The organism is Streptomyces sp. NPDC058674 (assembly GCF_042716505.1).
Classification (GTDB): domain Bacteria; phylum Actinomycetota; class Actinomycetes; order Streptomycetales; family Streptomycetaceae; genus Streptomyces.
Window position 1 is genome coordinate 49,255 of sequence record NZ_JBHXSC010000041.1, and the last position, 17,154, is coordinate 66,408.

The 17,154-nt window shown below is 74.4% G+C and carries 12 protein-coding genes and 1 pseudogene; 11 read left to right on the top strand and 2 right to left on the bottom strand.

Annotation, left to right across the window (positions count from 1 at the left end; genetic code table 11):
- Positions 1–268: 268 nt before the first annotated feature.
- Positions 269–3,886 carry a glycosyltransferase family 2 protein gene (locus ACFWU6_RS21280; protein WP_383982446.1) on the top strand — a complete coding sequence of 1,206 codons (3,618 nt, stop codon included), beginning with the start codon at positions 269–271 and terminating at the stop codon, positions 3,884–3,886.
- Positions 3,883–5,388 (top strand): DUF5719 family protein, encoded by a 1,506-nt coding sequence (locus ACFWU6_RS21285; RefSeq protein WP_383982448.1) that lies wholly within the window; start codon positions 3,883–3,885, stop codon positions 5,386–5,388. Before ACFWU6_RS21280 ends, ACFWU6_RS21285 begins: the two co-directional genes overlap by 4 nt.
- A 122-nt stretch (positions 5,389–5,510) precedes the next feature.
- Here ACFWU6_RS21285 and ACFWU6_RS21290 read toward each other — a convergent pair whose 3' ends face one another.
- The gene (locus ACFWU6_RS21290) at positions 5,511–5,978 is read right to left on the bottom strand and encodes a metallopeptidase family protein (RefSeq protein ID WP_383809210.1); all 468 of its coding nucleotides are present in this window, start codon (positions 5,976–5,978) and stop codon (positions 5,511–5,513) included.
- Between the two features lie 91 nt (positions 5,979–6,069).
- Between ACFWU6_RS21290 and ACFWU6_RS21295 the strand changes: the two genes are divergently transcribed.
- From ACFWU6_RS21295 to ACFWU6_RS21330, 8 genes are all read left to right on the top strand, one after another.
- Positions 6,070–6,444 carry a DUF3499 domain-containing protein gene (locus ACFWU6_RS21295; RefSeq protein ID WP_383809207.1) on the top strand — a complete coding sequence of 125 codons (375 nt, stop codon included), beginning with the start codon at positions 6,070–6,072 and terminating at the stop codon, positions 6,442–6,444.
- 80 nt (positions 6,445–6,524) lie between these two features.
- Positions 6,525–7,895: a phosphomannomutase/phosphoglucomutase gene (locus tag ACFWU6_RS21300; RefSeq protein ID WP_383809204.1), complete on the top strand. Its 1,371-nt coding sequence runs from the start codon at positions 6,525–6,527 to the stop codon at positions 7,893–7,895.
- 690 nt (positions 7,896–8,585) lie between these two features.
- Positions 8,586–8,771, top strand: coding sequence for a Trm112 family protein (locus ACFWU6_RS21305; protein ID WP_383809201.1), 186 nt, complete (start codon positions 8,586–8,588; stop codon positions 8,769–8,771).
- Positions 8,772–8,812: 41 nt separating this feature from the next.
- Positions 8,813–9,946, top strand: a complete 1,134-nt coding sequence (locus tag ACFWU6_RS21310; RefSeq protein ID WP_383982449.1) for an SIS domain-containing protein — start codon at positions 8,813–8,815, stop codon at positions 9,944–9,946.
- Between the two features lie 45 nt (positions 9,947–9,991).
- A complete protein-coding gene (gene manA / locus ACFWU6_RS21315; protein WP_383982451.1) occupies positions 9,992–11,149 on the top strand; it encodes a mannose-6-phosphate isomerase, class I in 1,158 nt (385 codons plus the stop codon).
- A gap of 71 nt (positions 11,150–11,220) precedes the next feature.
- Positions 11,221–12,186, top strand: coding sequence for a cation diffusion facilitator family transporter (locus ACFWU6_RS21320; protein WP_383809193.1), 966 nt, complete (start codon positions 11,221–11,223; stop codon positions 12,184–12,186).
- Positions 12,187–12,537: 351 nt separating this feature from the next.
- Positions 12,538–13,974, top strand: coding sequence for an adenosylhomocysteinase (gene ahcY, locus ACFWU6_RS21325; protein WP_383982453.1), 1,437 nt, complete (start codon positions 12,538–12,540; stop codon positions 13,972–13,974).
- A gap of 113 nt (positions 13,975–14,087) precedes the next feature.
- Positions 14,088–14,714 (top strand): hypothetical protein, encoded by a 627-nt coding sequence (locus ACFWU6_RS21330; RefSeq protein ID WP_383982454.1) that lies wholly within the window; start codon positions 14,088–14,090, stop codon positions 14,712–14,714.
- Between the two features lie 65 nt (positions 14,715–14,779).
- On the opposite strand, the pseudogene ACFWU6_RS21335 reads toward ACFWU6_RS21330, so the two are convergent.
- A pseudogene (locus ACFWU6_RS21335) lies at positions 14,780–15,756 on the bottom strand (RDD family protein).
- Between the two features lie 71 nt (positions 15,757–15,827).
- Between ACFWU6_RS21335 and ACFWU6_RS21340 the strand changes: the two are divergent.
- Positions 15,828–16,835, top strand: a complete 1,008-nt coding sequence (locus ACFWU6_RS21340) for a stage II sporulation protein M (RefSeq protein ID WP_383982456.1) — start codon at positions 15,828–15,830, stop codon at positions 16,833–16,835.
- Positions 16,836–17,154: the final 319 nt, after the last annotated feature.

Below are 17,154 nucleotides of genomic sequence, written 5' to 3' on the forward strand. Positions count from 1 at the left end.
TCGACGGGCGCCCGCCGCACATCCCCCGACATACCCCCTGAGATACCCCCCGGCGCATCGCACAGGTCCACGCACGGCACCGCGCACGGCGCATCCGACGGCACGGCCGACGCCGCACCGGGCGGAACAGCAGAGCACACGGTCCGCCTCCTGCACCTTCCCCGCAGGAGGCGGACCGCTGTCGTGCCAGCCGTTAGGGTGGGGCGCTGTCCAGCAGCCTCCGAGGGCACCCCACCCCCGGACCCCCGGCCGGAGGGCCCGTACCGCGATGTCCCTGCACAGCCAGTCGGCGGCCTCCCACCAGGCCGCCGCCACCCCAGAGTTCCCCCGGCACGTCGTCACCGCGGTCCTCGTCGCCCACGACGGCGACCGCTGGCTGCCGCGGACGCTCGCCGGCCTCCTCGGCCAGGAACGCCCGGCGCAGGCCTACATCGCCGCCGACACCGGCAGCGCCGACGAATCCGCCCGCATGCTCGCCGACGCCCTCGGTGACGACCGCGTCCTGCACCTCGCCCGCCGCACCGGATTCGGCACCGCCGTCGAGGAAGCCGCCCGCACCGCGGGCACCCTCACCCCCGAGGACCTGCCGTACCTCAAGCGCCCCAGCGGCTGGGACCCCGTCAGCCGCACCTGGCGCGACGACGCGTACGACCTCCCCGAACTGCCGCACGGCGAACCGGTCCAGTGGCTCTGGCTCCTCCACGACGACAGCGCGCCCGAACCGGACGCCCTCGCCGAACTGCTGCGCGTCGCCGACGAGAACCCCGAGGCCGCCGTCGTCGGACCCAAGCTCCGCGGCTGGTACGACCGCAAGCAGCTCCTCGAAGCCGGCGTCACCATCGCCCGCAGCGGCCGCCGCTGGACCGGCCTCGACCGCCGCGAACAGGACCAGGGCCAACACGACCAGATCCGGCCCGTCCTGTCCGTCTCCACCGCCGGCATGCTCGTGCGCCGGGACGTCTACGACGCCCTCGGCGGCTTCGACCGCCGCCTGCCCCTCATGCGCGACGACGTCGACCTCTGCTGGCGCGCCCACAGCGCCGGCCACACCGTCCTCGTCGCCCCCGACGCCGTCCTGCGGCACGCCGAGGCCTCCGCCCGCGAACGCCGCACCGTCGACTGCGCCGGCCGCACCACCTCCAGCCCGCACCGCGTGGACAAGTCCGGCGCCGTCTACACGATGCTGGCCAACAGCTCCGGCCGCGCCCTGCCCTACGTGCTGCTGCGCGTCCTGCTCGGCACCGTCCTGCGCACCCTCGCCTACCTCGTCGGCAAGGCCCCCGGCCAGGCCGTCGACGAACTCACCGGCCTTCTCGCCACCCTGCTCCGCCCCGGCCGCGTCCTCGCCGCCCGCAGGGCCCGCCGCCGCCCCGCCGTCCCCGCCGCCGAGCTGCGCCCGCTCTTCCCCCCGCCCGGCGCCTCCCTGCGGGCCAACACCGAAGCCCTCGCCGGGTACTTCGGCGAAGGCCGCACCACCGAGCCCGCCCCCGCCGGCCGGCACGGCGGGGCCAGCATCCTGGACGCCCCCGACGAGGACGGCGACCTCCCGGAGGCCGAACGGTTCGCCCGCCTCAAGCGGATCGCCCGCAATCCCGCCCCCGTCCTCTTCGGCGTCCTCCTCCTCGTCTCCCTCGCCGCCTGCCGCGCCCTGATCGGCGGCGGCTCCCTGATGGGCGGCGCCCTGCTGCCCGCCCCCGACGGCGGCCTCGCCCTCTGGCGGGCCCACACCGAAGGCTGGCACTCCGTCTCCACCGGCTCCACCGCCGACGCGCCCCCCTACCTCGCCGTCCTCGGAGCCGTGTCCGTCCTGCTGTTCGGCTCCACCCAGGCGGCCCTGACCCTGCTGCTCGTCGGCTCCGTCCCGCTCGCCGGACTCACCGCCTACTTCGCCTCCCGGCCCCTCGTCGAGTCCCGCCTGCTGCGCGCCTGGGCCGCCGTCGCCTACGCCTTCCTGCCCGCCGTGACCGGAGCCCTGGCCACCGGCCGCCTCGGCACCGCCGTCCTCGCCGTCCTGCTGCCGCTCCTCGCCCGCTCCGCCGTCGCCGCCTTCGCCTTCGGCGGAGCCGACGGCGACCGAGGCACCTGGCGCGCGGTGTGGACCCACACGCTGCTGCTGACCCTGGCCACCGCCTTCACCCCCGTCCTGTGGCCGCTGGCCGCCGTCCTCGGCGCCGCAGCACTCGTCGTGCGCCGCGCCCGCTGGAAGACGTACGGACCGCGCCTGCTGGCCACGCTCGCCGTCCCGCTCCTGGTCCTCGCCCCCTGGTCCCTGGCCCTGCTCGTCCATCCCGGACGCCTCCTGCACGAGGCCGGACTGTCCTACGGGGCCGGCGACGCCGGCGCCCTCGGCCTCCTCGGCGCCAACCCCGGCGGGCCCGGAACCGGCGCCTCCGCACTGCTCGCCGGCGTCGTCCTCGCCGCGCTGGCCGCCCTGCTCCGCGCCGACCGGCAGTTCGCCGTCCGCACCGCCTGGGCCGCCGCCCTCGCCGGACTGCTGCTCGCCGTCCTGCTGGCCCGCACCACCTGGGCCGGCCCCGCCACCCTGGTCTACGGACTCGCCCTCGTCGCGGCCGCCGTGCTCGGCGCGGACGGCGCCAGGCACCGCGTCGCCGCCCGCAGCTTCGGCTGGCGCCAGCCGCTGGCCGCGCTGATCGCCCTCGCCGCCGCCGCCGGACCGCTGCTCGGCGCGGCCGCCTGGGTGATCGGCGGCGCCGACGGCCCGCTCCAGCGCCGCGACCCCGTACAGGTCCCGGCCTTCGTCGCCGACGCGGGCGGGGACGACAACCAGACCCGGACCCTGGTCCTCGGCCTCGACGGCCCCGCCACCGTCTCCTACAGCCTCGTCCGCGGCTCCGGCGCCCGCCTCGGCGACGCCGAGATCACCGCCGCGACCGGCGGCGACCCCCGGCTCGACAAGGTCGTCTCCAACCTGGTCGCCGGCTCCGGCGCCGACCAGTCCAGCCAGCTCAGCGCCTACGCCATCCGGTTCGTCATGTTCCGCCCGGGCGGTCCCGAGGAGATCCGCCGGGTCCTCGACGCCACCCCCGGCCTGAGCCGCCGCCACCAGCAGGACGGCACCGCACTGTGGGGCGTCGAGCCCTGGCTGCCCCGCACCGTGATCGTCTCCGGCCGGCCCGGCGAGGCCCCCATCCCGGTCGCCTCCGGCCCGGTCGAGGCCCACGGCGCCATCCCGTCCGGCGAAACGGGCCGGGTACTGCGCATCGCCGACCGCGCGGACTCCGGCTGGCGGGCCACCCTCAACGGCAAGCCGCTGCCGCCGAAGACCCTGGACGGCTGGGCGCAGGGCTTCGAGCTGCCCGCCGCCGGCGGCCGCCTCGACCTCGTCCACGACACCTCGCCCGTCCGCACCGCCTGGCTCTGGGCACAGGGCCTCCTCGCGCTGGTGCTCCTGGTGATGGCCCTGCCCGGCCGCCGGGCCCGGCTCGACGACGACCTCCCGGAGGAGGAGGCGGCGCTCCCGTCCCAGCCCGGTCCGGGCGAGGCCGGCGAGGGCCGCCGGGCCCGCCGCCTGCGCGCGGACGCGGCGGCCGCCCCCGCCCCGACGGAGACCGCCGCGGTCGCCGACCCGTACGCGCACATCCCCGCCCAGCAGGCCTACGGGCAGGACGCGTACGCCTACCAGGCCCGCGGCGAGGAGCAGGGCGGCTACGCGTACGAGCCGCAACAGCCGCAACAGCCGCAACAGCCCCAGCAGCCCTACGTCCCGGAGCCCGGGTACGAGCAGCAGCACCACCCGCAGCCGCAACCGGCCCAGGACCCCGGCCTCGGGCAGTACCCCTACCCGTACGAGCCGTACGAGCCGTACGAGCCGTACGACACCTACGGACAGCACGACCCGCGTCCGGACGGGAGCCCCCAGCAGTGAAGCAGCGCGCACCTCTGACGCTGGCGGCCGTGACGGCGGCTCTGGCCGCCCTCACCGGGATCGCCGCCCTCACCGCGCCCGCAGCCCCGGGCGGGCCGGCCGACGGCAAGGCGGCCGCAGCGGCCCGGATGCCGGTCGAGCGGTCCCTGCTCGTCTGCCCGGCGCCCAGCTCCTCGGACATCGCGGACACCACCTACACGGCGTTCACCCCGGCCGCAACGGGCGGAACCCCGGCGGCCGGCGCGACCGGGCAGGTCTCCGCCCGGCTCCTCGGCGCCACCAAGGACGCCAAGCCCGTACTGGAGCCCAAGGAACCGGGCAGGCCCTTCGGGGCGACCGCCTCCGGCGCCGACGCCCCCGCCCTGACCGGCGTCGCCGAGGGGCTCCTGGCCCCCGGCTGGACCGCGCAGCAGACCACCAAGGTCTCGGTCGGCCGCGCCCGCGGCGTCCTCGGCGCCGGCTGCACCGCGCCCGGCACCGACTTCTGGTTCCCCGGCGCCGCCGTCGCGAAGGGGCGCGAGGACTACGTCCACCTCACCAACCCCGACGACGCCGCGGCCGTCGTGGACATCACGCTCTTCGGCCCGGACGGGCCGCTCAAGCCCGAAGCGGGCGCCGGCGAGAACATCCGCGTCGACCCCCGCTCCAGCAAGGCCGTCCTGCTGTCCTCCGTGGCCCCCGCCACCCAGCTCGGGGACGTCACCGCGCACGTCACCACCCGCGCGGGCCGGGTCGGCGCCTCGGTGCAGGTCGCCGAGGAGGGCGTCGGCGCCGACTGGCTGCCCGCCTCCACCGACCCGGCGGGCTCCCTGGTGCTGCCGGGCATCCCGGCGGACGCCGTCTCCGTCCGGCTGGTCGCCTTCGTCCCCGGCGACCAGGACGCCGACCTGGCGCTGCGCCTGGCCGGCCCCGGCGGCTCCATCAGCCCGGCCGGCAGCGAACAGCTGCACGTCAAGGCGGGCATGACGGCGAGCGCGGACCTCGGGGACCTCACCCGGGGCGAGCCGGGCTCCCTGCTGCTGACCCCGGTGGACGCGAAGAGGACCTCCCCGGTCGTCGCCGCCGTACGGGTGGTCCGCGGCAGCGGCGCCAAGCAGGAGCTGGGCTTCGTCCCCGCGGCCGGACCGGTGGGCGTACGGGCGACCGTGGCCGACAACCGGCCCGAGGAGAACACGACCGTCCTGGCCCTGACGGCCTCCGGCACCCAGGACGCCAAGGTCAGGGTGACGGCCTCGCCCGGCACCGGCGGCGGGGAGGCCGCCTCCCAGGAGCTGACGGTCAAGGCGGGCACCACCCAGAGGGCGGCGGTCGCCCCGGCCGGCGCCAAGGGCTCCTACGCCCTCACCGTGGAGACCCTCTCGGGCGGCCCCGTCCACGCGGCCCGCACCCTGTCGCTCCCGCACGACGGCATCGCGATGTTCACGGTCCAGACCCTGTCGGACGACCGATCCACCGTCTCCGTCCCCAAGGCGGCCCAGGACCTCTCGATCCTCACCCGCTGACCCCCGCCGCGGCGGGGCCGGTCCGTCTTCCCCGGGCGCCCCGGGCGCACCGACCGCGCAGCCCGGCCCGGTCGAAGGAGAGCCTCGGTCTCCGAGGAGCCTCCGTGTCCGAGGAGAGGGCCTCAGTCCTGCCCGTACCTCGGGTCCACGGTCTCCGGGGAGAGGCCCAGCAGCTCCGCGACCTGCTCGACCACGATCTCGTGCACCAGCAGGGCCTTCTCGTCGCGCGTCTTCGTACGGATCTCCACCGGCCGACGGAAGACCACGATCCGGGCCGGACGGCCCTCGCGCGGCTCCTGCACCGCGCCCAGCGGCACCGCCTCGTCGTTCCAGCCGGCGTCCGGGCCGCCGGGCGGACCGGGGACGTCACCGACGAGGAACTCCACCTCGGCGAGCTGCGGGTAGCGCCGCTCCAGCCGCTCGACGGAGTCGCGTACGAGGTCCCCGAACTGCTCCGAGCGGCTCGCCGACAGCGGCACCTGCGGAGGGGCCACCGGCCCGCGCATCCCCCGCCCGTGCCGGTCGCGCCGACGGGCGCGCGGCTCGGCGGGAAGATCGACCTGGCGGGGAGGAAGGGGGCTGTTGGTCACCCCCGCAGGGTAGTCCCCGACCACGACACGGGGGAGCGACCGGCGGGAGAGTCGTCGCGGCCCGGTCAAGAGTGCGGTACGGTCCAACGTCGTGAGCCTTGTACGTCGCTGTTCGCGCACCGCGTGCGGCCGCCCTGCCGTCGCGACACTGACGTACGTCTACGCCGATTCGACCGCAGTTCTCGGCCCGCTCGCCACCTACGCCGAACCCCACTGCTACGACCTGTGCGCCGAGCACTCCGAGCGCCTGACCGCCCCGCGCGGCTGGGACGTCGTCCGGCTGGCCGACGCCTCGGCCCCCGCCCGCCCCAGCGGCGACGACCTCGAAGCCCTCGCCAACGCCGTGCGCGAGGCGGCGCGCCCGCCCGAGCCCCGGGCCGAGGCCGGCCGATCCGGCCCGGGCGGTGCCACGACGGGCGAGACCCGGCGGGGGCACCTCCGCGTCCTGCGGTCCCCCGATTCCTGATCGGACGGATCGCCTGGGGGCGGGTCGCTGCGCGCAGGGTAGGTTTGCTCCACCGCACAGGACCTTCAGGAGGGCAGGCAGTGGCCGCAGATCTTTCGAACATCGTCAAGGCGTACGACGTGCGTGGTGTCGTACCGGACGAGTGGGACGAGTCGTTGGCGGAGCTGTTCGGTGCCGCGTTCGTGGAGGTCACCGACGCTCCGGCGATCGTGGTGGGCCACGACATGCGCCCGTCGTCGCCGGGCCTGTCGGCGGCGTTCGCGCGCGGGGCAGCCGCCCGCGGCGTCGACGTCACCCTGATCGGGCTGTGCTCGACGGACCAGCTGTACTACGCGTCGGGGTCGATGGACCTGCCCGGCGCGATGTTCACGGCCTCGCACAACCCGGCCCAGTACAACGGCATCAAGATGTGCCGCGCCGGCGCCGCCCCCGTGGGCCAGGACACCGGCCTCGCGCAGATCCGCGAGCTCGCCGAGAAGTGGTCCGACGAGGGCGCTCCGGCCATCCCCGCCGGCACCGTCCCCGGCACGGTCACCGAGCAGGACAGCCTCGCCGGCTACGCCGCGCACCTCAAGGGCCTGGTCGACCTCACGGCGATCCGCCCCCTGAAGGTCGTCGTCGACGCGGGCAACGGGATGGGCGGCCACACCGTGCCGACCGTCTTCGACGGCCTCCCCCTCGACGTGGTCCCGATGTACTTCGAGCTGGACGGGACCTTCCCCAACCACGAGGCCAACCCGCTGGACCCGAAGAACGTCGTGGACCTCCAGGCCCGCGTGCTGGCGGAGGGCGCCGACCTCGGCATCGCGTTCGACGGCGACGCCGACCGCTGCTTCATCATCGACGAGCGGGGCGTGGGCGTCTCCCCGTCCGCGATCACCGCGCTGGTCGCGGCCCGCGAGCTGGCCCGCAACGGCGGCAAGGGCACGGTGATCCACAACCTGATCACCTCCTGGTCCGTCCCGGAGGTCGTCAAGGAGAACGGCGGCACCCCGGTGCGCACCCGGGTGGGCCACTCGTTCATCAAGGAGGAGATGGCCACGTCCGGCGCCATCTTCGGTGGCGAGCACTCGGCGCACTACTACTTCAAGGACTTCTGGAACGCCGACACCGGCATGCTCGCCGCGCTCCACGTGCTGGCCGCGCTGGGCGGCCAGGACGGGCCGCTCTCGGAGCTCGTCGCCTCCTACGACCGGTACGCCGGCTCCGGCGAGATCAACTCGACGGTCGCCGACCAGGCGGACCGCATCGCCGCGGTCAAGGCGACCTACGGCGGCCGTGAGGGCATCACCCTGGACGAGCTGGACGGGCTGACCGTGACGGCCGCCGACTGGTGGTTCAACGTCCGGGCGTCGAACACGGAGCCGCTGCTCCGCCTGAACGTCGAAGCCCGTGACGAGGCGACCCTCGCCCGGGTCCGCGACGAGGCCCTGGCCCTCATCCGCGCCTGACCCGCGGCCCGGCCCCGCGCCGGCCGGCGGCTGCCCCCGCGCCCGCCGGCCGCGCCGGTCGTCCCCGCTGCACCGCGCCTGCCGGCGGTGCCGGCAGTCCCCGCTGCGCGGGGCCTGCCGGCCCACGGCACCGCCCTCACCCGCAGGCCTGAGCCACCCTGCCCGCAGGCCCAGACCCAGGCCCGCTCGCAGGCCCAGGCCGTCCCCAGGCCCGGGCCCGCCCGTAGGCCCGAGTTCACCCGCGGTCCCGTCCGCGCCCGCTGGCCCGAGCCCCCCGAGGGCTCAGGCCCGGCCCTGCTCCCGGGCCATGCCCGCCGAGGCTCGAGCCCGCCCCAGGGCGCAGGTCAGGCGCACGCGTAGGCCCGAGTCCGCCCGCGGGCTCAGGCCCGGCGCTGCTCGCAGGGCCCTGCCGGCCCGCAGGTCGGCCCGACCCCGCCCGGGGCGCAGGCTCGGGCCCACGCGCGGGGCAAGGCCCGCCCGCAGGGCCAAGCCGGCCCGCAGGCCCAGGCCCAGGTCGACGGCGCCGGGGCCCGGGCCCGCCCGCAGGGCCAGGCCACCCGCACGACCGGCTCCGTTCGCAGGGCCGAGCCCGCCCGCAGGGCACCCGCACGGCACCCGCCGGAGACCGCACCGCAGGTGACACGGCGGTACGCTGACCCCCCCAACCGCATGTTCGAAGGGAAGCGCCCCATGCCGCTCGAAGCCGGTCTCCTGCAGATCCTCGCCTGCCCCGCCTGCCACTCGCCCCTCGAGGACAAGTCGGCCGACGAGACCGCACCCGAGCTGATCTGCACCGGCCGGGACTGCGCCCTCGCCTACCCGGTGCGCGACGGCATCCCCGTACTGCTCGTCGACGAGGCCCGCCGCCCCGCCTGACCCGGCAGACTGGTTCCGTCACCCAACAGCCGGAGGCCGCCATGCTCGACGAGTCACTCCTCGACGACCCGGACGCCCTGGTCCGCGCCGACCGCCGGGGCCTGCTCCGCGGCGCCGCCGACGCAGGCGCCCGCGTCCGCACCGCGGCCCGGCACGCGACGGAGGCCGGCCTCGCCGACCTCCGCCCCGACGGCCGCCCCCGCGCCGTCCTCATCGCGGGCCCGGGAACCGCCGCCGCCGGCGTCGCCGACCTGCTCGGCGCCCTCGCCGGAGCCTCGGCGCCCGTCATCCGGCTGGACCCCACCGGCGTCGCGCACGCCTCCGGCGCCCTGCGCTGGTCCCTGCCCGGCTGGGCCGGACCGGTCGACCTGCTGCTCCTCACCACCACCGACGGCACCGAGCCCGGCCTCGGCCTCCTCGCCGAACAGGCCTACCGGCGCGGCTGCACCGTCGTCGCCGTCGCCCCCGAGCGCTCACCGCTGAGCGAGGCCGTCGACGGCGCCCACGGACTCCTCGTACCGATGGCCAAGGCCCCGTACCAGGAGTACGACGAATCCGCGGCGGCCGGACCCGGCGCGCTGTGGGCCCTGCTGACGCCGCTGCTGGTCCTCCTCGACCGGGTCGGCCTGATCACGGCCGCCCCGGCGACCCTCCAGCTCGTCGCCGACCGGCTCGACCGCACCGCCGAGCGCTGCGGCCCGGCCGTCGTCACGTACTCCAACCCCGCCAAGACCCTCGCCTCCGAACTCGCCGAGTCCCTCCCGCTCATCTGGAGCGAAGGCCTCGGAGCCGGCCCGGCGGGCCGCCGCTTCGCCGCCACCCTCGCCGAGCTGGCCGGCCGCCCCGCCCTCGCCGCCGCGCTCCCCGAGGCGCTGCCCGCCCACGGCGTCCTGCTCGCCGGGGACTTCGCCGCGGGCGCCGACCCCGAGGACTTCTTCCGCGACCGCGTCGAGGAGCCCCAGGCCCTGCGCGCCCGCGTCGTCCTGCTGCGCGACCGGCCCGCCGGCGGACTGACCGCCGCCCCGGCGGCCCGCGAGCTCGCCCTCAGCCACGACACGCCCATCAGCGAGCTCGAACCGGAGGAGGGCGTCGAGCTGGAGCAGCTCGCCGAACTCCTCGCCGTCACGGACTTCGCCACCGCCTACCTGGCGCTGGCCTCCCGGGGCCACAGCTGAGGCACTCACCTTGCCCACCCCTCATCCAGATCCAGGAAGACGACGATGGACCGCCTGACGAACACGATCCGCCCCTACGCCTGGGGATCAACCACCGCGATACCCGAACTGCTCGGGGTCCAGCCCACCGGTGAGCCCCAGGCCGAGATGTGGATGGGCGCCCACCCCGGCGCCCCCTCCCGTCTCGACCGCGGAGCCGGCGAGGTCAGCCTCTCGGACGTCATCGCCGCCGACCCCGAGCGCGAGCTCGGCGCCGCCACCGTCGCCAAGTTCGGCCCCCGGCTGCCCTTCCTCCTCAAGCTCCTCGCGGCCGGCGCCCCGCTCTCCCTCCAGGTCCACCCCGACCTGGACCAGGCCAAGGCGGGCTTCGCGGACGAGGAGCGCCGCGGCGTCCCGATCGACGCGGGCCACCGCAACTACAAGGACGCCAACCACAAGCCCGAGATGATCTGCGCGCTCACCCCCTTCGACGGACTGTGCGGCTTCCGCGCCCCGTCGGAGGCGGCGGACCTCCTCGCCGGCCTGGAAGTGGACTCCCTCAAGCCGTACGTGGACCTGCTGCACGCGCACCCCGAGGAGGCCGCGCTGCGCGAGGTCCTCACCGCCGTGCTCACCGCCGACCGCACGGAGATGGCCCGCACCGTCGCCGAGGCCGCGGTCGCCGCCGAGCGCCTGGGCGGCCGGTACGCCCCGTACGCCGCCCTCGTCCACGACTACCCGGGCGACCCCGGCGTGATCGCGGCCATGCTGCTCAACCACGTCCGACTCCAGCCCGGCGAGGCGATGTTCCTCGGCGCCGGCGTCCCGCACGCCTACATCGACGGGCTCGGCGTCGAGCTGCTCGCCAACTCCGACAACGTGCTGCGCGCGGGCCTCACCCCCAAGCACGTGGACGTGCCCGAGCTGTTGAAGATCGTGAAGTTCGCGTCGGGCGACCCGGCCGTGCAGCGTCCCGAGGGCGGCGCCGAAGAGGTCTACGAGACCCCCATCGACGAGTTCCGGCTCTCCCGCTTCGTCCTCGCCCCCGGTGGCGCCCCGCAGCTCCTCCCGGACGAGACCCCGCAGATCCTGCTCTGCACCGCCGGTTCGCCCCAGGTCGCAGAATTGTCCCTGGCCCCCGGCGAGTCGGTCTTCGTACCGCCGGGCGAGAAGGTCGAACTGTCGGGAACCGGCACCGTATTCCGTGCGACGGTGATCGTCTGACGCGCTGTCGCCGGGGTAGCTGCAACAATGTGCGGCCGGTAGACAGTGGCTAGGAAGGACACCCTGAACCCATGAGCGCGTCGGGCGGTACCAAGGCGATCGTGGCGGCACTCGCCGCCAACCTCGCCATCGCTGTAGCCAAATTCGTGGCGTACATCTTCAGCGGATCCTCGTCGATGCTCGCGGAAAGCGTCCACTCGCTCGCGGACTCCGGCAACCAGGGACTGCTGCTCCTCGGCGGCAAGAAGGCCAAGCGCGAGGCGACGCCCGAGCACCCCTTCGGGTACGGGCGCGAGCGGTACATCTACGCGTTCCTCGTCTCCATCGTGCTCTTCACCGTCGGTGGCATGTTCGCCATCTACGAGGGATACGAGAAGATCCACGACCCGCACGAGATCACGCACTGGTACTGGCCCGTCGGCGTCCTCGTCTTCGCGATCATCGCGGAGTCCTTCTCCTTCCGCACCGCGATCAAGGAGTCGAACACGGTCCGCGGGAACCTGACCTGGCGCCAGTTCGTCAAGCGCGCCAAGGCCCCGGAGCTGCCCGTCGTGCTCCTGGAGGACCTCGGCGCGCTCGTCGGCCTGGTCCTGGCCCTCGGCGGCGTCGGCCTCGCCCTGCTGACCGGCAACGGCGTCTGGGACGGCATCGGCACCCTGTGCATCGGCGTCCTGCTGATCGTCATCGCGATCATCCTGGCGGCGGAGACCAAGTCCCTGCTGCTCGGTGAGGCCGCGGGCGTCGAGGACGTCGAGAAGATCAAGGTCGCCGTCGTCGACGGGCACACCGTCACCCGCGTGATCCACATGCGCACCCTGCACCTCGGCCCCGAGGAGCTGCTGGTCGCGGCGAAGATCGCGGTCAAGAGCGACGACACCGCCGCCGAGGTCGCCCACGCGATCAACGCCGCCGAGACCCGCATCCGCGAGGCCGTCCCGATCGCCCGGGTGATCTACCTGGAGCCCGACATCTTCAACGCCGAGGCCGCCGCCTCGGGCGTCGACCCGGTGAAGTCCCCCGGCGGCGACGGCCACTGACCGGCCGAAGTCCCACGGCGCCACCTGGAGGGGCCCCCGCAGCCGTCCGGCCGCGGGGGCCCCTCCACGCGTACGGGACGCATACGGGACGCGTACGAGCCCGTACGGGTCGCCCCGGCCCCGGAGGACCGGAGCGGCGAGGCGACCGGTTCCCCCGTCGACTGGGGCTTGCTCCGCCGCGCGGTGTAGATTCGTCATCAGTGTCAGGCGTCGCTGCTGATGGCGGTCGGGCGGTCTTCAGGACCGGCCGAGGGGAGAGAGGGCCCTCGACGGACTGTGCTCGGTGCTCCGTCCCCAGGACGGCGCACGGTCAGCCGTACCCACCCTCTCGAACCATGAGGAGCAGCACCCATGGACTTCAAGGTCGCAGACCTCTCCCTCGCCGTCTTCGGACGCAAGGAGCTCACCCTCGCCGAGCACGAGATGCCGGGTCTGATGTCGATCCGCCGCGAGTACGCCCCCTCGCAGCCGCTCGCCGGCGCGCGGATCACCGGTTCGCTGCACATGACCGTGCAGACCGCCGTGCTGATCGAGACCCTCGTCGCCCTCGGCGCCGAGGTCCGCTGGGCCTCCTGCAACATCTACTCCACCCAGGACCACGCGGCCGCCGCCATCGCGGTCGGCCCCAACGGCACCCCCGAGGACCCGCAGGGCGTCCCCGTCTTCGCCTGGAAGGGCGAGACGCTGGAGGAGTACTGGTGGTGCACGGAGCAGGCGCTGACCTGGCCGAACACCCCCACCGGCGGCCCGAACATGATCCTCGACGACGGTGGCGACGCCACCCTCCTGGTCCACAAGGGCGTCGAGTTCGAGAAGGCCGGCGCGGTCCCGGACCCGTCCACGGCGGACTCCGAGGAGTACGCGCACATCCTCACCCTGCTCAACCGCACCCTCGGTGAGAACCCGCAGAAGTGGACGCAGCTCGCGTCCGAGGTCCGCGGCGTGACCGAGGAGACCACCACCGGCGTCCACCGCCTCTACGAGATGATGGCCGAGGGCACCCTGCTCTTCCCGGCGATCAACGTGAACGACGCCGTCACCAAGTCGAAGTTCGACAACAAGTACGGCTGCCGCCACTCCCTGATCGACGGCATCAACCGCGCCACCGACGTCCTCATCGGCGGCAAGACCGCCGTCGTCTTCGGCTACGGCGACGTCGGCAAGGGCTGCGCCGAGTCCCTGCGCGGCCAGGGCGCCCGCGTCATCGTCACCGAGATCGACCCGATCTGCGCCCTCCAGGCGGCCATGGACGGCTACCAGGTCGCCACCCTCGACGACGTCGTCGAGACGGCCGACATCTTCGTCACCACCACCGGCAACAAGGACATCATCATGGCCGCCGACATGGCCAAGATGAAGCACCAGGCCATCGTGGGCAACATCGGCCACTTCGACAACGAGATCGACATGGCCGGCCTCGCCAAGGTCGAGGGCATCGTCAAGGACGAGGTCAAGCCCCAGGTCCACACCTGGAAGTTCCCCGACGGCAAGGTCCTCATCGTCCTGTCCGAGGGCCGCCTGCTGAACCTCGGCAACGCGACCGGCCACCCCTCCTTCGTCATGTCGAACTCCTTCGCGGACCAGACCCTGGCCCAGATCGAGCTCTTCACGAAGCAGTCGGAGTACCCGACCGGCGTCTACGTGCTCCCCAAGCACCTGGACGAGAAGGTCGCCCGCCTGCACCTGGACGCCCTCGGCGTCCGCCTCACCACCCTGCGCCCGGAGCAGGCCGACTACATCGGCGTCAAGGTCGAAGGCCCCTACAAGCCCGACCACTACCGCTACTGATCTCCCCGTAGATCCACGGCGACCGCGTCAGGCCCCCGGCACCCGTGCCGGGGGCCTGCCCCGTCCCTGCCCCGTCCCTGCGCACGACCCGTGACCGATCCAGGAAGGACGCCATGCCGCGCGGCCGCTACTCGCTCCACGACCCGCACGACCACACCCCGCTCGGCGAGGAGCACTTCCACTGCGCGCCCGGCCCCTCCGGATGGCGCTACGTCTCCCAGCTCACCGCGCCGAACGGTGACCACCGGGGCTCCGTGGACCTGGCCGTCGACGAGCTCGGCCGCCCCATCCGCCTGGAGGCCAACGCCGCGAGCTGGCAGGTCCGCGGCGCCGCGATCGACGGCGTCACCTGGGTGCGCACCGACCCGACCGGCACCGAGGCCGCGGAGGGCAACGTCCGCGCCCCCGGCTTCACCGGCACCTCGCCGGCCTTCCTCATCGCGACGACCCGGCTGCTCCGCCTGACCCCGGGCGCCCCCGCCACCCGCGTCAGGCTCCTCGCCCTCACCGACCCGGTCCTGGCACCCCGTACGGTCGACCAGGCCTGGGCCCTGCTGTCGCGCGAGGAGCACCCCACGGACAGCGGCCCGCTCCTCGTGGACGCCTACCAGGTCAGCGCCCTGGACACGGGGGAGGTCCACACCGTCCACATCGCCGGGGACGTGGTCCTCTCCGCACCCGGTATCGAGCTCGAACACCTGGAGACCCCGCCCTCGGTCTTCCCTGACCCGCCGGCCTAGGGCTGCGACCGGAAGGGTTTGCCGTGGCGGGCGCCGCGACCCGGTGAACCCTTCCGGTCACAGCACTAGGCAGGCGGCGCGAATCCGCCGCCGCGCGCGGGCGCCGCGGGCGCGGACACCGGCGCGGACGGCGCCGCCCCCGGGGCGTACGGCGCCCCGGCCGGAGCCGCCGGCGCCTGCCACGGACCCGGCGTCCCGGCAGGAGCCGGCGCCCGACCGGGTCCCGCAGCGGCAGCGGGTACGCCGACCGGCGGCGCGGCCGTGAACGCCCGGGCCGCGTCCCGCGACTGCCGCTCGTGCACGACGGCCATCAGGAACGCCGCCGCGGGAACCCCGGCCGGCGGCGGCGCCCCGGTCCGCGCCACCAGGTCGTCCGCCAGCCGCGCCGCCATCGCCGCACCCACCTGCGGATCCAGCTGGCCCATGCGCGTCAGGTACTGGCGGATCGCCAGCCACAAGCCGTCCGGCACCGCCGACAGGTCCAGCCCGGTGAACCGCCCGGCCAGCCACGGGGGCGGCGGCGGGACGGGCATCACCCGCACCCCCGGCACCCGCTCCCGGATCACCAGCGTCCCGGCGAAGACGTCACCGAGCCGCCGACCGCGCTCCGAGGCCAGGGAGGCGATGCACGCCACGGACCCGAAGGTCAGCAGCAGTTCCACGACGCCGAGGGCCCCGCGCACCAGCGCGTGCCGGAAGCGGATCGGCCCGCCGTCGTCGCGCACCACGCGCAACCCGCACGCCAGCTTGCCAGCGACCGTCCGTGGGTGAGGGTCTCCACCCCGATCGGCACGCCGACCACCAGCAGCAGCCCGCTCGCCACGGACACCGCGGCCTGGGCGGCCTCGTCCAGCGAGGACATCGAGTAGGCCAGGCCGATCGTGACGATCAGGTACACGGCGAGGTACACGAGCAGGTCGAGGACGAAGGCCAGCCCCCGGCTCGGCACCCTCGCGGGCCTCAACCCCAGAACGACCGCGTCCCCCGTCACCAGACCGCTCACCACAGCACCCTTCACGTGACTGACCCGCCCCTTTGGCATCCAGTCTGCCAAGCTGAACACATTAGGAACAGGCAGAAGCTGGGGACCTGGGGCAGGGGAGCGGCAACCGGATGGATCTCGACGTCTTCGTGACGGCACACCGCACGGAATGGGACCGCCTGGAGCAGCTCCTGGGACGCGGCCGCAAGCTCACCGGCGCCGAGGCCGACGAGCTGGTCGCGCTCTACCAGCGCACCTCGACCCACCTCTCCCTGATCCAGTCCAGCGCCCCCGACCCGATGCTCACCGGCCGGCTGACCCAGCTCGTCGCCCGCGCCCGGTCCACGGTGACCGGCACCCGTCGTGCGAGCTGGCGCGACGCGGCCCGCTTCTTCGCGGTGGGCTTCCCGGCGGCGGTGTACCGCAGCCGCCGATGGTGGATACCGACCGCGCTGCTCTCCACCGCGGTCGGTGTCCTCATCGGCTGGTGGATAGCCACCCACCCCGAGGTCCAGGGGGCCATCGGCGCCCCGGAGGACCTGAAGGCCCTGACGCGGCCGGGCGGCGAGTACGAGACGTACTACTCGAGCCACCCCGCGGCGTCCTTCGCGGCCCAGGTCTGGACGAACAACGCCCAGGCGGCGGCGATGTGCCTGGTCCTGGGCGCCTTCCTGGGCCTTCCGGTCCTCTGGATCCTCTTCGTGAACATGGTCAACGTGGGGGTGGGCATCGGCCTGATGTCCGCCGCCGGCCGTCTCGACGTCTTCCTCGGTCTGATCCTTCCGCACGGCCTGCTCGAACTGACGGCGGTCTTCGTCGCGGCCGGCACGGGCCTGCGCCTGGGCTGGACGGTCATCGACCCGGGGCCGCGCACGCGCCGCACCGCCCTCGCGGAACAGGGCCGCGCCGCTCTCGGCATGGCCATCGGACTCGCGGCGGTCCTGTTCGTCTCGGGCCTGATCGAAGGCTTCGTCACCCCGTCCGGCCTGCCGACCTGGGCCCGCATCCTGATCGGCCTCGCAGCCGAGGCCGCCTTCCTGGCCTACGTCTACGTCCTGGGCGGACGCGCCTCCCGCGAGGGGGAGTCCGGCGACGTCGAGTCGGCGGACCGGACGGCGACGCTCCCCGTCGCGGCCTGATGTGCGTCCGGCTCCGCAGAGCTGCTAGTCTCCTCGTCGTCCCGCACATGCCGTTGACACGGAGCGAGCGGGGAGGTAGATTCGAACGGTTGCCTCGAACTGGACAAGTTCGGCAGCGATGGTTTAAGGTCTCTCTCGCCCCCGAGGAATTCAATTCCGGTGGGGCCGCATCCGACTCCTCATCCAGGAATCCGAAGCCGGGAAATCCGGTGGAAATCTTCTGGTAGAGTCGGAATCGCCGAAAAGGAAAGCGCGAAAGCGAATACCTGGAAAGCGAAGCCCGCTTCGACCGGGAATCGGACACGAAAGAGTCTGATAG

Bases quoted from the DNA above. Each gene is read 5' to 3' on its own strand.
- ACFWU6_RS21320 (WP_383809193.1), top strand. From the start codon at position 11,221: ATGAGCGCGTCGGGCGGTACCAAGGCGATCGTGGCGGCACTCGCCGCC.
- ACFWU6_RS21305 (WP_383809201.1), top strand. From the start codon at position 8,586: ATGCCGCTCGAAGCCGGTCTCCTGCAGATCCTCGCCTGCCCCGCCTGC.
- ACFWU6_RS21280 (WP_383982446.1), top strand. From the start codon at position 269: ATGTCCCTGCACAGCCAGTCGGCGGCCTCCCACCAGGCCGCCGCCACC.
- ACFWU6_RS21330 (WP_383982454.1), top strand. From the start codon at position 14,088: ATGCCGCGCGGCCGCTACTCGCTCCACGACCCGCACGACCACACCCCG.
- manA (WP_383982451.1), top strand. From the start codon at position 9,992: ATGGACCGCCTGACGAACACGATCCGCCCCTACGCCTGGGGATCAACC.
- ahcY (WP_383982453.1), top strand. From the start codon at position 12,538: ATGGACTTCAAGGTCGCAGACCTCTCCCTCGCCGTCTTCGGACGCAAG.
- ACFWU6_RS21310 (WP_383982449.1), top strand. From the start codon at position 8,813: ATGCTCGACGAGTCACTCCTCGACGACCCGGACGCCCTGGTCCGCGCC.
- ACFWU6_RS21340 (WP_383982456.1), top strand. From the start codon at position 15,828: ATGGATCTCGACGTCTTCGTGACGGCACACCGCACGGAATGGGACCGC.